Origin of the sequence: Thiobacillus sp. 65-1402 (assembly GCF_001897685.1) — a bacterium.
In the GTDB taxonomy this organism is placed as follows: domain Bacteria; phylum Pseudomonadota; class Gammaproteobacteria; order Burkholderiales; family Thiobacillaceae; genus Thiobacillus.
This window is the reverse complement of sequence record NZ_MKUG01000067.1, coordinates 1-13,464: the sequence shown is the minus strand read 5'-3', so window position 1 is coordinate 13,464 and position 13,464 is coordinate 1. Positions and strand designations below refer to the sequence as shown.

The 13,464-nt window shown below is 63.9% G+C and carries 13 protein-coding genes; 2 read left to right on the top strand and 11 right to left on the bottom strand.

Annotation, left to right across the window (positions count from 1 at the left end):
• Positions 1-32: 32 nt before the first annotated feature.
• From BGO62_RS05545 to BGO62_RS05520, 6 genes are all read right to left on the bottom strand, one after another.
• On the bottom strand, positions 33-650 hold the full coding sequence (locus BGO62_RS05545) for a formate dehydrogenase subunit gamma (protein WP_296640049.1): 618 nt from the start codon (positions 648-650) through the stop codon (positions 33-35).
• 43 nt (positions 651-693) lie between these two features.
• A complete protein-coding gene (gene fdxH / locus BGO62_RS05540) occupies positions 694-1,563 on the bottom strand; it encodes a formate dehydrogenase subunit beta (RefSeq protein WP_296640047.1) in 870 nt (289 codons plus the stop codon).
• 9 nt (positions 1,564-1,572) lie between these two features.
• Complete coding sequence (gene fdnG, locus BGO62_RS05535) at positions 1,573-4,644, bottom strand: formate dehydrogenase-N subunit alpha (RefSeq protein ID WP_296640046.1); 3,072 nt, start codon at positions 4,642-4,644, stop codon at positions 1,573-1,575.
• Positions 4,645-4,776: 132 nt separating this feature from the next.
• Positions 4,777-5,094 carry a type II toxin-antitoxin system HicA family toxin gene (locus BGO62_RS05530; RefSeq protein ID WP_296640045.1) on the bottom strand — a complete coding sequence of 106 codons (318 nt, stop codon included), beginning with the start codon at positions 5,092-5,094 and terminating at the stop codon, positions 4,777-4,779.
• A gap of 31 nt (positions 5,095-5,125) precedes the next feature.
• Positions 5,126-8,041, bottom strand: coding sequence for an EAL domain-containing protein (locus BGO62_RS05525; protein WP_296640043.1), 2,916 nt, complete (start codon positions 8,039-8,041; stop codon positions 5,126-5,128).
• 209 nt (positions 8,042-8,250) lie between these two features.
• On the bottom strand, positions 8,251-8,706 hold the full coding sequence (locus tag BGO62_RS05520) for a glycine zipper 2TM domain-containing protein (RefSeq protein WP_296640041.1): 456 nt from the start codon (positions 8,704-8,706) through the stop codon (positions 8,251-8,253).
• A gap of 194 nt (positions 8,707-8,900) precedes the next feature.
• On the opposite strand from BGO62_RS05520, the gene BGO62_RS05515 reads away from it, so the two are divergent.
• Both BGO62_RS05515 and infA read left to right on the top strand, forming a co-directional pair.
• Complete coding sequence (locus BGO62_RS05515) at positions 8,901-9,995, top strand: mechanosensitive ion channel family protein (RefSeq protein WP_296640040.1); 1,095 nt, start codon at positions 8,901-8,903, stop codon at positions 9,993-9,995.
• 313 nt (positions 9,996-10,308) lie between these two features.
• Complete coding sequence (infA, locus tag BGO62_RS05510; protein ID WP_296640039.1) at positions 10,309-10,569, top strand: translation initiation factor IF-1; 261 nt, start codon at positions 10,309-10,311, stop codon at positions 10,567-10,569.
• Positions 10,570-10,625: 56 nt separating this feature from the next.
• On the opposite strand, the gene BGO62_RS05505 is transcribed toward infA, so the two are convergent.
• The 5 genes from BGO62_RS05505 to BGO62_RS05485 all read right to left on the bottom strand — a co-directional run bounded on the left by BGO62_RS05505 (position 10,626) and on the right by BGO62_RS05485 (position 13,449).
• Positions 10,626-11,123 (bottom strand): L,D-transpeptidase, encoded by a 498-nt coding sequence (locus tag BGO62_RS05505; RefSeq protein ID WP_296640037.1) that lies wholly within the window; start codon positions 11,121-11,123, stop codon positions 10,626-10,628.
• On the bottom strand, positions 11,120-11,593 hold the full coding sequence (tadA, locus tag BGO62_RS05500) for a tRNA adenosine(34) deaminase TadA (RefSeq protein ID WP_296640036.1): 474 nt from the start codon (positions 11,591-11,593) through the stop codon (positions 11,120-11,122). The genes BGO62_RS05505 and tadA overlap by 4 nt, the downstream gene beginning before the upstream one ends.
• A gap of 281 nt (positions 11,594-11,874) precedes the next feature.
• Positions 11,875-12,192: a type II toxin-antitoxin system RelE/ParE family toxin gene (locus BGO62_RS05495; RefSeq protein WP_296640035.1), complete on the bottom strand. Its 318-nt coding sequence runs from the start codon at positions 12,190-12,192 to the stop codon at positions 11,875-11,877.
• Entirely contained in the window at positions 12,174-12,365 is a 192-nt protein-coding gene (locus tag BGO62_RS05490; RefSeq protein ID WP_296640034.1) for a hypothetical protein, read from the bottom strand. Before BGO62_RS05490 ends, BGO62_RS05495 begins: the two co-directional genes overlap by 19 nt.
• Positions 12,366-12,456: 91 nt before the next feature.
• Entirely contained in the window at positions 12,457-13,449 is a 993-nt protein-coding gene (locus BGO62_RS05485; protein WP_296640075.1) for an integron integrase, read from the bottom strand.
• Between the last annotated feature and the right edge of the window lie 15 nt (positions 13,450-13,464).

The following is a 13,464-nucleotide window of genomic DNA, read 5'->3' as shown; positions in this document are numbered from 1 at the left end:
CTAGCGTATCCCTTGTGTGAAGTCGCCAATAATCACTTGCCGGTCATCTCGCGGTACCAGGCGCGGTGATGCTGCTTCGCCCAGGCGGCCGACACCGTGCCGCGCGTCATCGCCCGGACCGTTCCCTTGACCCAGATCGCCGCATAGACGTGGACGACGATGCCGAGGATCATGATCCAGGCTGCCAGGGCATGCACGACCACCGCCACGCGCAGCAGTCCGATGGGGAAAAACGGCGCGAACCACGGCTGCCAGACGACGACACCGGAAACCAGCAGCACCGGGATGCTCACCACCATGAGCCAGAACAGGATTTTCTGCCCGGCGTTGTACTTGCCGACTTCGGGAAGGCCCTGGTCGCGGTTGCACAGCACATCCTTGATGCGCTTCCGCCATTCGCGGTCGGCGGGCGTGAAGCGGTTGCGCCCCCAGAATCGCACCGCCATCGCCATGAAAAACAGGAACATCGCCACGCCGATGAAGGGATGCAGGATGCGCGTCCAGGGGCCGCCGCCGAACAGATTCGTGAGAAAGAAAAAGGCCGGGTGGAACAGCGCCAGTCCCGAGAGGCCGGCAAGGATGAAGGCAATCGCCACCACCCAGTGGTTGCTGCGTTCCCGCGCGGTGTAGCGTTGAATCATCGTGCTCATGATCGCTCCTTGATGTCAGGTGAAAGATCGGGAATGGCGCGGCTCAATCCGCTTTTTCCTCTTCCTCCACCTCCTTGGGTCCGGCCGTGACGAAATGGAAGAACCCGGCAAAAACCGCCAGCCCGATGCCCAGGCTCATCAACGGTTTGGCGATGCCCTTCCACAGGCTGACCAGCGGGCTGATGTGCGGGTCCTTCGGCAGATTCGCGTAGAGTTCCGGCTTGTCGCCATGCTGCAGCACATACATCACGTGGGTGCCGCCGACGCCCTCGGGGTTGTACAGCGCCGCATTGGCGTAGCCGCGCTCCTTGAGGTCGGCGATGCGCCCTTCCGCATGACGGATCATGTCGCCCTTGGTGCCGAACACCAGCGCACCGGTCGGACAGGTCTTGATGCAGGCCGGCTCCATTCCCACGGCGACGCGGTCGGAGCACAGCGTACACTTGTAGACCTTGCTGTCTTTCTTCGACAGACGCGGGATGTTGAACGGACAGCCGGTGATGCAGTAGCCGCAGCCGATGCAGTGCTCCTCGTGGAAATCCACGATGCCGTTGCGGTACTGCACGATCGCCCCCGGCGCCGGGCAGGCCTTGAGGCAGCCGGGATCGTCGCAGTGCATGCAGCCGTCCTTGCGGATCAGCCATTCCAGCCTGCCCTGCTCCACCTCCACCTCGGAGAAGCGCATCACCGTCCACGACTGGGCGGTGAGGTCGCGCGGGTTGTCGTAGGTTCCCGCGTTGGTGCCGACCTCGTCGCGCAGGTCGTTCCATTCCATGCACGCCACCTGGCAGGCCTTGCAGCCGATGCATTTGGAAATGTCGATCAGCTTGGCGACGTGAATCGGATCGCGCGCGACCGGCGGCTGAGTCGTGGTGGCGGAACGGGCCTTGATGTCGAGCGATTGCAGTGCCATGTTCGCCTCCTACACTTTTTCGACGTCGACCAGGAACGCCTTGAACTCCGGCGTCTGGGTGTTGCCGTCGCCCACGAAGGGGGTCAGGGTGTTGGTGAGATAGCCATTCTTCGCCAGGCCCATGAAGCCCCAGTGGAGGGGAATGCCCACCGTATGGGTCCGCTTGCCGTTCACGTTCAGGCTCATGATGCGCTTGGTCACCACCGCGACCGCGACGATATGGCCGCGGTTGGACTTCACCCGCACATGGTCGCCGGCCTTGATGCCCTTCTCCTTCGCCAGCTCCTCGCCGATCTCGACGAACTGTTCGGGCTGGGTGATGGCATTCAGGCGGGCATGCTTGGTCCAGAAGTGGAAGTGCTCGGTGAGCCGGTAGGTGGTGGCGACGAACGGAAACTTGTCGGCCTTGCCGAACGTCGCCCAGTCGTCCTTGAACACCCGCGCCGCCGGTGAAGAACGCACCAAGGGGTTTTTAGGCGACAGCGGATTGGCCGCCAGCGGCGTCTCGAAGGGTTCGTAGTGCTCGGGGAAGGGACCTTCCGCCATCTTGTCCACGGCGAAGAAGCGCGCCACCCCTTCGGGGTTCATGATGAAGGGATTCATCCCGTTTTCGGGCGCCGAATCGGCCACGAAATCCGGCACGTCGGCCCCCGTCCACTTGCCCGCCCCGGCATCCCAAGCGATCAGCTTGCGCGTCGGATCGTACGGCTTGCCGCTCGGATCGCAGGAGGCACGGTTGTACAGGATGCGCCGGTTGGCCGGCCAGGCGAAGGCCCAGTTCAGGGTCTGGCCAATGCCGAAGGGATCGGCGTTGTCGCGCCGCGCCATCAGGTTGCCCTTCTCGCTCCAGGCGCCGGCAAAAATCCAGCAGCCGCAGGAGGTCGAGCCATCGTCGCGCAGTTCGCCAAAGCCGTTCAACTGTTCGCCGGCCTTGACCAGCACCTTGGTCGGGTCCTTGGGATCGGTCACGTCCTTCAGCGCCTTGCCGGAAAATTCCCGCGCCAGCTCTTCGGGCGACGGGAACGACGACACCTTGTGCTTCCACGTCAGGTTGAGGACGGGGTCGGGGAAGGCTCCGCCCTCTTTCTGATACAGCGCACGGATCCTGAGGAAGATGCCGGCCATGATTTCCTGGTCGCCCAGGGCGTCGCCGGGTGGCTCGGCGCCTTTCCAGTGCCATTGCATCCAGCGTCCTGAGTTGATCAAGCTGCCATCCTCCTCGGCGAAGCAGGTCGACGGCAGGCGGAACACCTCGGTCTGGATCTTGGCCGGGTCGACGTCGTTGTACTCGCCGTGGTTCTGCCAGAATTCCGAGGTCTCGGTCGCCAGCGGATCGACGATGACGAGGAACTTCAGTTTGGACAGCGAATTCGACACCTTGACCTTGCATGGCGCCGAGCCGAGCGGGTTGAAACCCTGGCAGACGTAGCCGTTGACCTTGCCCTGGCCCATGTCCTCGAATACCTGCAGCAAGTCGTAGCCCTTGTCCATCTTGGGCAGCCAGTCGTAGCACCAGTTGTTCTCCGCTGTGGCGGCGTCGCCGAACCAGGCCTTCATGAGGCTGACGTGGAACTTCTTGTAGTTCTGCCAGTAACTCAGCTGCCCCGGACGCAGCGGCTTGGAGGCGCGCTTGTCGATATAGGCATCGAAGCTCTGCTCCGCGTCGCGCGGCAGCGTCAGATATCCCGGCAGCAGATCGGACAGCAGCCCCAGGTCGGTCAGCCCCTGGATGTTGGAGTGGCCGCGCAGCGCGTTCATGCCGCCGCCGGGCGCGCCGATGTTGCCCAGCAGCAACTGCACCATCGCACCGGTACGGATCATCTGCGATCCGACCGAATGCTGGGTCCAGCCCAGCGCGTACATGATGGTCATGGTCTTGTTGGCCGCCGAGGTTTCCGCGATTGTCTCGCACACCTTGAGAAAGGCCGCCTGCGGCGTGCCGCAAATGGTGGAAACCATCTCGGGCGTGTAGCGGCTGTAGTGCGCCTTCATCAACTGGAAGACGCAGCGCGGATGCTGCAGCGTGGGGTCGACCCTGGCGTAGCCGTCCTCGCCGATCTGGTAGCCCCAGGACGACCTGTCGTAGCTGCGTTTCTCCGGGTTGTAGCCGGAGAACAGGCCGTTCTCGAACGCGAACTCGTCCTTCACCAGGAAGCTGGAGTCGGTGTAGTTCTTGACGTATTCGTGATGGATCTTGTCGTGCGTCAGCAGGTAGTTGATGACGCCGCCGAGAAAGGCGATATCCGTGCCGGCGCGGATCGGCGCATAGAAATCGGACACCGCGGCCGAGCGGGTGAAGCGCGGGTCGACCACGATGAGGCGCGCCTTGCGGTGCGCCTTCGCTTCGGTCACCCACTTGAAGCCGCACGGGTGCGCCTCGGCGGCATTGCCGCCCATGATCAGAACCAGGTCCGTGTTCTTGATGTCAACCCAATGGTTGGTCATCGCTCCACGGCCAAACGTCGGGGCAAGACTTGCCACCGTCGGGCCGTGTCAGACACGCGCCTGGTTGTCGAATCCGAGTATCCCCATGCTACGGACAACCTTGTGCGTCACGTAGCCGGTTTCGTTGCTGGAGGCGGAAGCGGCGAGGACGCCGGTGGTGAGCCAGCGATTGACCGTTTCGCCCTTGTCGTTGGTGGCGATGAAGTTCTTGTCGCGGTCGTCCTTCAACAGGCGGGCAATGCGGTCGAAGGCATCGTCCCAGGAAATGCGCTTCCATTCCTTGCTGCCTGGCGCGCGGTATTCCGGGTGCTTCAGGCGATTGGGGCTGCGCACGAAATCCACCAGGGCGGCGCCCTTCGGGCAGAGGGTGCCGCGGTTGACCGGATGGTCGGGGTCGCCCTCGATGTGGAAGATCGCGGTTTCGGTGTTCTTGGATTTGTCGCCCAGGCTGTACATCAAAAGGCCGCAGCCCACCGAGCAGTAGGGGCAGGTGTTGCGGGTTTCCGTGGCCTGGGCAAGCTTGAATGCGCGCACTTCCGCCAACGCCTCGCCGGGTGCGAAACCCAGCGCCGCGAGGCTGGAACTGCCAACCCCCGCCGCACAGATTCTGAAGAACTGTCTTCGAGTCACTTGCATTTCGTCCCTCCCGTTTTTTTTTGCGTCGGCAACGCATAAAAAAACTATAGAAACAAAAAGCACTTATGCAAATTTCTCAATCAATCGGATCACCTATCGATGGAGGCAATGCGCCCTTGATCCAGCCGCCGGCTATTGCTCTCCGGCCCGGTCCTGCGACGGGCTCACGCCGGCCGACACCAGATAATCGCGGACATGGCGCAGTTCCTGTTTGCTGCAGGTGTTGCTGTTGTGCGGGCGGTGCAAGAAACCTTCCACCCCGTTCAGGACCACGCGGAAATTCGCACCGTGGTGCGGCTCCACTCTGGCGCCCAGGTGCGTCAGCATCGATTCCACCTCGCGCCAGTGGACATTGCCGCTGATCGGCCCTTCAAAAATGGATCGCAGCAAACTCTCGCGCTTGTGACTCATCGCCGTTACCCGCAATGGCAACCAACATTCTTCCAGCATAGAGCGAGAGGCGCCGGGAGGCGAACCGGAATTACAGCGCCCCGCCGTTCGCCGCGTCGGCCAGTGCGATGCGTTCGCGCAAAAAAGCCTCCATGGCGGCCGGCGGCAGCGGCCGGCTGAACAGGTAGCCCTGCGCTTCCCGGCATCCTTCCTCGCGCAGAAAAGCCAGTTGCGCCGGCGTTTCCACCCCCTCGGCGATGATATTCAGGCGCAGGCTGCGGGCCAGCTGAATGACCGCGCGAACGATGGCGGCATTGTCCGGGTCGGTATTGACGTCGCGCATGAAGGACTGATCGATCTTCAGCCGATCGACGGCGAAACGCTTGAGATAGCTGAGCGACGAATAGCCGGTGCCGAAATCGTCGATGGACAAGCGTACGCCCAGGCGCTTCAGCTGCCGCACCGTATCCAGGGTGCTCTCCACATCCTGCAGCAGGATGGACTCGGTCAGTTCCAGTTCCAGCAAATGCGGCGGCAGGCCGCTCCTGCCCAGCGCGCCCGCGACCATTTCGATCAGGCTGAAACGGCGGAACTGCATGGCGGACAGGTTGACCGACACGGCGAGGTCGGACAATCCGGCCTGGCGCCACGCCTGGGCCTGACGGCAAGCCTGTTCCAGCACCCAGGCGCCGATGGGCACGATCAGGCCGCAGCTTTCCGCCACCGGGATGAAGCGGCCCGGCGCCACCTCGCCCAACTCCGCATTCTGCCAGCGCAGCAACGCCTCCACGCCGATCACCTTGCCGCTGCCGATTTCCAGCTGCGGCTGATAATGCACCTGGAGTTCCGCACGGTAGAGCGCCTGATGCAGCCGATGCTGCAGCATCAAATGCTCATGCGCCTGCAGGTTCATCTGCTCGTCGAAGAAGCGGTAGCTATTGCGGCCGGCATCCTTGGCGTTGTACATGGCGGTATCGGCTTTCTGCAGCAGACTGTCGAAATCGCTGCCGTCCTCGGGATAAATCGCGATGCCGATGCTGCAGGATGTGTTCAGCACGTGGCCGTTGATCTCCAGCGGTTCGGCCAGATGGCTGAGGATACCGGTGGCAATCCGTTTTACCGTATCCAGATCGGGAATGTCGTTCAGCAGCAGAACGAATTCGTCGCCACCCTGGCGGCTGATGGTATCGCTGTCGCGCATGCGGCGGGAAAGGCGCGAGACCGCGGCCAGCAGCAGTTCGTCGCCGGCGGCGTGCCCCAGGCTGTCGTTCACCACCTTGAAGTTGTCGAGATCGAGAAACAGTATGGCCACATGCGACTGGGCCCGCTGCGCCACCGCCAGCGCCTGTTCGAAGCGGTCGCGCAACAGCACGCGGTTGGGCAGGCCGGTCAGGACATCGTGATGGGCAAGAAACGCGATACGCGCTTCCGCCTGCCTGCGCTCGGTGATGTCCTGGCAGGCGCCATACAGCCGATGCTGCCCGTCGTCCGATTTCACCTCCATGGAATAGGCACGGATATAGTGGATTGCGCCATCGCGGGCGAGGATGCGCAGCTCGCACTCGCTGCGCTGCCCCGGCGCCAGGTGGGTGATGTTGCGGTCGAACTCGGGTAGGTCGTCGGGATGCACGTAGCTGCGCCAGCAGCCCTGCTCCAGTATCTCGTCCAGCGTATAGCCGAAGATGCGATCCGCCGAGGCCGTTGCCCAGTCGATGGCATGAAACCCCGTCCCCGTCTGCAGGCAGGAATACAGCAGATCGGTGGCAACGCTGGAAATCAGCCGGAAGCGCTCCTCGCTCTCGCGCAGCGCGGCCAGTGCCGCGCGATTCCCTATGGCCACGCCGAGATCGGCGGCCAGCTTTTCCAGCAATATCCGTTTTTCAGGCCCGAACGCATGCGCTTCATCGCTGTAGACATTGAGCGCGCCGATCACGCGCCCGCGCACCCGCAGCGGCGTCGCCGCCGACGAGCGATAGCCCTGGGCACGCGCCTGCTCCCGCCACGGCGCGTACTGCCGATCGGTCTCGGTATCGTCGTTGATCGCCGTGGCACCCGAACGAATGGCGTTGCCGGTGGGCCCCCGCCCCTGCGGCGAGTCGTCGCAGCGGATATCCGCCTGGGCCAGATAGCCGCGGACGCTGCCGGCCTCCGCCACCGGGCGCACCGTCACGCCGTCCTCGTCGACCAGGCCGATCCAGGCCATGCGGAACAGATTGTCGCGCACCAGTTCCTGGCAGATGCGCGCCATCAGTTCCTGTTCCGGCAGTTCCGCCATCAGCATCTCGTTGACCGCCGCGATGGTCTGCAGCAGCAGATTGTGGCAGCGCATGACCAGCGCCTCATGCCGCTGTTCGGTCACCTCGCGCAGGCTGCCCACCATGCGCAGCGGCGTGCCGTCGGCATCGCGCCGCATGACCTCGCCGCGGTTCCGCACCCAGATCGTGGCGCCGTCGGCATGGCGGATACGGTGCTCGCACTCGAAGGCGGCCGTGCCCTCGAGGCAGCGCCGTATCGCCGTCATCACCGCTTCCCGATCCTGCTCATGCAGCGCCGCCACGGCCTGCTGCCAGTCGTGTTCCTGCTGCCGTTCGTCCAGCCCCATCAGGCGCGCCCACTGCGCGCTATGCCTGACCCTGCCGCTACGCAGATCCCAATCCCACATCCCCTCGCCGAGAATGGCCAGGGCATAGGCCTGCTCATCCGCGCCGGCCCCCGGCTTGTTTGCCTTGCCGGCCTTCCTGACCGCGCCGGGGTCCTGCCCGGCCGCCAGCAGCGTCTTCGCCGCACGGCGGCGCCTTCTTGCCTCGCCAAGCGAAATCTCCGGGTACACGCCCAGCGCCAGCGTCTTGCGCTTGCCATCGAAGCGGTAATCCAGCCGCCAGTAACGCGAACCATCCGGCCGCAGCAGCAGATACATGCCGCCGCCATCGGCCAGCTTAGTCGGTCTGTCGGGCGCCTTGGTCTGACGGATACGGCTATCGGTGAGGGGGACGGCACTACGGGCCATAAGGCGGGCGGACGGCTATTATCGAGCCGGGCATGCTAGCCGTCCGATGCCGTCACGGATACCGCCAATAAGGCCCGCGGCGAATGGTACAAAAGACAGCAGAAGGCCACGCAACAATCAAGGTTTTCAGCGTGGCTTGGCCATCTAATACCGCGCCATTCCACGCCTTGACGCCTGACGGCAGGCGCCCGGCGAATGGCTGCGCCGCTTCAGCGCGGCACCACGCGGGCGTTCTCGCCGCTGCCTTCGACGCGCACGCCCATGCCTTCGCGCAGGCGCCCATCCATCGGCTGCACGATCGTCACGCGCCCCCCGGTCTTCATGTCGACCGTGACGCGCTGCGCATCCGCCTTATGGATTTTGCTCTCGGCATAGGTTCCGGCCAGGCCGCCCAATACCGCCCCCGCCACCGTGGCCGTGGTGCTGTCGCCCACTCCCGCGCCGAGAATGCCGCCCGCCACAGCGCCCGCCGCCGTTCCCACCCCCAGCTTGAACTTGTCGTCCACCTCGATGTTTTCCAGCTTGGCCAGGGTGCCGTCGCGATCCGTCTGGCTCGCCACGGCGCCGTCCGCCGCGCCATATTTCGTTCCCCCCAGGCTGTCCAGTCCCGCGCATCCTCCAGCCAGGGCCGCCAGCAGCAAGGGCAATGCAATCCGCATGTTCATGGCTCGACTCCTCTCGTAGCGCTTGGGCTGTTCAGTATAGGAAACAACCGCGGCGCCTATCCTGCTGCCGCCTTTCATCCCATTCGGCGGTGTCGCCGGAGTGCGCACTCCGGCGACACCGCGGTTTCAACTTACAATCACTCCGGACGTCCTGCTTCACCGCCCAGCCTCCCGCCCATACGCCAACCCCGCTCATGAACGATCTGGCTCAACAATTCGCTCTTTCCTCCCTGGCCCAGCCCTGGCTTCCCGAGGCGCTGATGGCGATTGCCGCGATTCTCGCCATCAATGTCGGCGCCTACTATCTGCTGCGCCACATCGAAAAAATCGCCGCACGCACCTCGGCCATCTGGGATGACGCCCTGATCAGGGCCAGCCGCAAGCCGCTGACGCTGATCCTGTGGGTGGCGGGCGCGGCCTTCGCCATCCAGATCGCGCACCAGCACCGCGGCACGCCCGTTCCCGATTTCGTCGGGCTTGTCCGCGACATGCTCGTCGTCGCCGCGCTCGCCTGGTTCCTGCTGCGGCTGATCAACAACGTCTCCGGCAATCTTCTCGCGCGCCGCGCGGCGGGCAAGGCGGTGGACCGCACCACGGTCGAAGCCCTCTCCAAGCTGGGCCGTGTCAGCGTCGTCATCCTCGCCGCCCTGGTCATCCTGCAAACGCTGGGATTCAGCATTTCCGGCGTGCTGGCTTTCGGCGGCATCGGCGGCATCGCGGTGGGCTTCGCCGCCAAGGACATGCTGGCCAACTTCTTCGGCGGCCTCACCATCTACCTGGACCGCCCGTTCACCGTGGGCGAATGGATTCGCTCGCCGGACAAGCAGATCGAAGGCACGGTGGAATACATCGGCTGGCGCCACACCCGCGTGCGCGCCTTCAACAAGAACCCGATCTACGTGCCGAATGCCCTGTTCACCACCATCGTGGTGGAAAACCCCACCCGCATGACCAACCGGCGCATTAAGGAAACCATCGGCATCCGCTATGCCGACCTCGACAAGATGGCCGCCATCGTCGCCGACGTGAAGACCATGCTGCAGGCGCATCCCGAGATCGACACCGGCGCCACCCTGATCGTCAATTTCAACCAGTTCGCCACCTCGTCGCTGGATTTCTTCATCTACGCCTTCACCAAGACCGTCGAGTGGGCGCGCTACCACGAGGTCAAGCAGGACGTGTTGCTGAAAGTCGCCGCCATCATCCAGGCCCACGGCGCGGAAATCGCCCTCCCCACCCGCACCCTGCATCTCGAATCCCCGGCGGACGCCGCCGGCGCCGCCGGCTAGCGGCAATTGCCCCCTCAGGCGGCGGGGAAATCCCCGCCGGCCGGCGCAGGGCTCCGCCGCAGCCCCGTCCCACAGCGGCGGGCCGCCGCCCGCCTTGCCAAGACGCGCGCCGGCCCCCATACTGGCCCGACGAATTGGTCTTTTGGTCAGTCCCTCTGCCCCTGGCGGGCAACCTGTCGGCTTTCCTCATTGGCTTTCCCACCGCGCAACCCCGGCGCGGCTGCCGCAGCTCCCCGCTGCGATCGTTCACCTTTCCACCCACGCGCCAGCGTACGCATCGTCGTGCCGTCGGCCCACCATGAGGAATCAAATCATGTCGAAAGAAGAATTAGTCGAAATGGAAGGCGTCGTCAGCGAAGTGCTGCCGCAAACCCGTTTTCGCGTCACCCTGGACAACGGCTTCGAGATCACCGCCTACGCCTCCGGCAAAATGCGCAAGCACCGCATCCGCATCCTGGCCGGCGACAAGGTCACCATCGAAATGTCGCCCTACGACCTGACCAAGGGCCGCATCAACTTCCGCCACAAGGACGCCACCTCGGGGCCGCGACCCGCTCCGCAGAGACGATACTGAATTACGCGGGAAAGCCCCCCAGGGCTGTTTTTCAGCTGCCCCGACGGCAGCATGCCTCATGCGCTGATGCGCACCTCGGTCCCCACCTTCACCAGATCGAACAGTTCGGCCACGTCCGCATTCTTCATGCGGATGCAGCCATGCGATGCCGGCGTGCCGAGCTTGTGTTCCTCGTTGGTGCCGTGGATGTAGATATAGCGGTTGCGGGTGTCCACCGTGCCGCCCTGGTTTTTGCCCGGCTCCAGCCCTTCCAGCCACAGGATGCGCGTCAGGATCCAGTCGCGCCCGGGGTTCGCCGCGTCGAGTTCGGGGGTCCAGATTTCGCCCGTGGGCTGGCGCGATTTGAAGGCCGCGCATAGCGGCGCGCCGGCGCCGATCTTTTCCGCGATGCGGTGGCGCCCGCGCGGCGTGCAGTAGCTGCCGCTCTGCTCCCCCGCCCCGTTGGCCGCGGTGGACACCGGATACTGGCGGATCAGCATGTCGCCGTCCGGATACGGCTCCCACAGGTACAACTGCTGCAGGCGCATGTCCACCTCGATCACCAGATCGCTCATTGCGCTGCCTCCTTTTTCTGCTGCCGGCGTGCCTCGAAGAAGCCCGAGATCATCGCCGCGCAGTCGTCCGCCAGCACCCCGCCGGAAATCTCGCAATGGTAGTTGAGGCGCGGCTCGGCAAACACGTCGACGATACTGCCGTGCGCGCCGGTCTTGTATTCCTTCGCCCCGTACACCACCCGCGCCACCCGCGCATGCAGGATCGCCCCCGCGCACATCACGCACGGCTCCATCGTCACATACAGGGTGCAGCCCACCAGCCGGTAATTGCCGAGCCGCCCCGCCGCATCGCGCAGCGCCATCACTTCGGCATGCGCCGTGGGGTCGTGGCTGGAAATCGGCTGGTTATAGCCGCGCCCGACGATCTCGCCGCCGCACACCACCAGCGCCCCCACCGGCACCTCGCCCGCGTCCCAGCCCTGGCGCGCGAGTTCCAGCGCGGCGCGCATGTAATCCTCGTCTTCGGTCATACGTGTTCCAGCCAGTCGCAAGAGTCAACCCGGTTTATGTCTTTCTGGCTGGTCATGCGCGGTCGTTCTCGCGCTCGACCCGGGTGTCGATTCCGGATAGAAAAGCACGCGCGGCGAGTGTGGGTTGTTCAGCGATCGATTCGATGTAGCCGCCCCGAACGCGTGCCCCGAGTTTTTGGCCTGGCCGGACATTCAGCAAGCAACACGGGTTGCGTGAGATGACTGCCTGAAATTCGGGAGAAACAGCGATGGTTGTCATACAAAATCTCTGGAGGCGAGAGTCATTTCCCCGTTATTCGGCTGGTCGCCGTATCGTCCAACAGACGTCTGCCGTGTATGACGGCCGTCACCAGTATGTGTGCCGGCTGAATCCGATAAATCAAACGATAGCTGTATACAAAACGTTCCCGCAAGTCGGGTTGGTTCAGTTCGGGGACGATGCGTCCTGTCTGAGGAAACTGGCCCAGCCCAGAGGCTGCCACCAGTATTTTTTCGACAACCGCAGCCGCATAAAATGCTGAGTCGCGCGCGATATAACGCGCTATGTCATCTACGTCGTCCAGTGCTTCGGGCGACCAGACTACGACTTGATCAACCATTTACCCAGACGATCCTCTGCCTGCACTTGCGATATGGCGCCTTCGGCTTCTGCCCGCTCCAGCCCGCGCCGTATTTTCTCGATGACATACAGATGGTATTGCACGTCTTCCAGCGAACTGCCTTCCGGCAGCCGTTCGAGCAGGGAAGCGACTTCCTGTTTCGCTGTTTGCATGGCTGTCTCCAGTAAATAGCTGCCTTGACAGTTTATCACCCAGCGCCTGCGTCTTCCTCCAGCGCGGCGCGCATGTAGTCTTCGTCCGTCATCACATATCCAGCGGGCTCAACACCCCGTGTCCGCCCTTGTTCAATACATGGGTGTAAACCATCGTCGTCGCCACGTCCTTGTGGCCCAGCAGTTCCTGAATCGTGCGGATGTCCTGCCCGCGCTCCAGCAGATGCGTGGCGAACGAATGCCTCAGCGTATGCGGCGTCGCGGGCTTGGCCAGGCCCACCGCCTGCACCGCCCGCTTCATCGCGCGCTGCAGCAGCTTTTCGTCGAGATGATGCCGGCGTTCCTCGCCGCTGCGCGGGTCGATCGAATAGCTGCCCGACGGAAACACATACTGCCAGCCCCACTCCGTCGGCGCGTTCGGATACTTGCGTGCCAGTGCATCCGGCAGGTAAACCGAGGCCTTGCCTGCCCGCAAATCCCGCTCGAACAGATCGCGTCGCCATGCCAGATGGGCCTGCAAATCGGCCTTTACCGACTCGGGCAGCATGGTCACCCGGTCTTTCGCCCCCTTGCCATCGCGCACCACGATCTCGCCGCGCGTGAATTCCACATCCTTCACCCGCAACCGGATCACCTCCATCAAGCGCATCCCCGTGCCGTAAAGCAGGCGCGCCAGCAGACCATACACCCCCTCCATCTTCCCCAGCACCGCCCGCACCTCGTCGCGCGTCAGCACCACCGGCAAATGCCGTGGGCGCTTGGCACGCGTCACCTTGTCGAGCCAGGGCAACTCGATCCCCAGCACCTCGCGGTACAGAAAAAGCAAGGCCGACAAAGCCTGATTCTGCGTCGCCGCCGCCACATTGCCCTCCACCGCCAGATGCGTCAGAAACGCCTCGACTTCCTGCGTGCTCAGGTCGCGCGGATGACGCTTGCCGTGGAACAGAATGAAACGCCGAATCCACTGCACATATTGCGTCTCGGTGCGAATGCTGTAATGCTTGACGCGGATTCGGTCACGTACCTGATCGAGAAGCTTGGGGGCTGGGGAGGACGGCGTGTTTGCTGGCGGCATATATCCCATTCCATTACACACAAC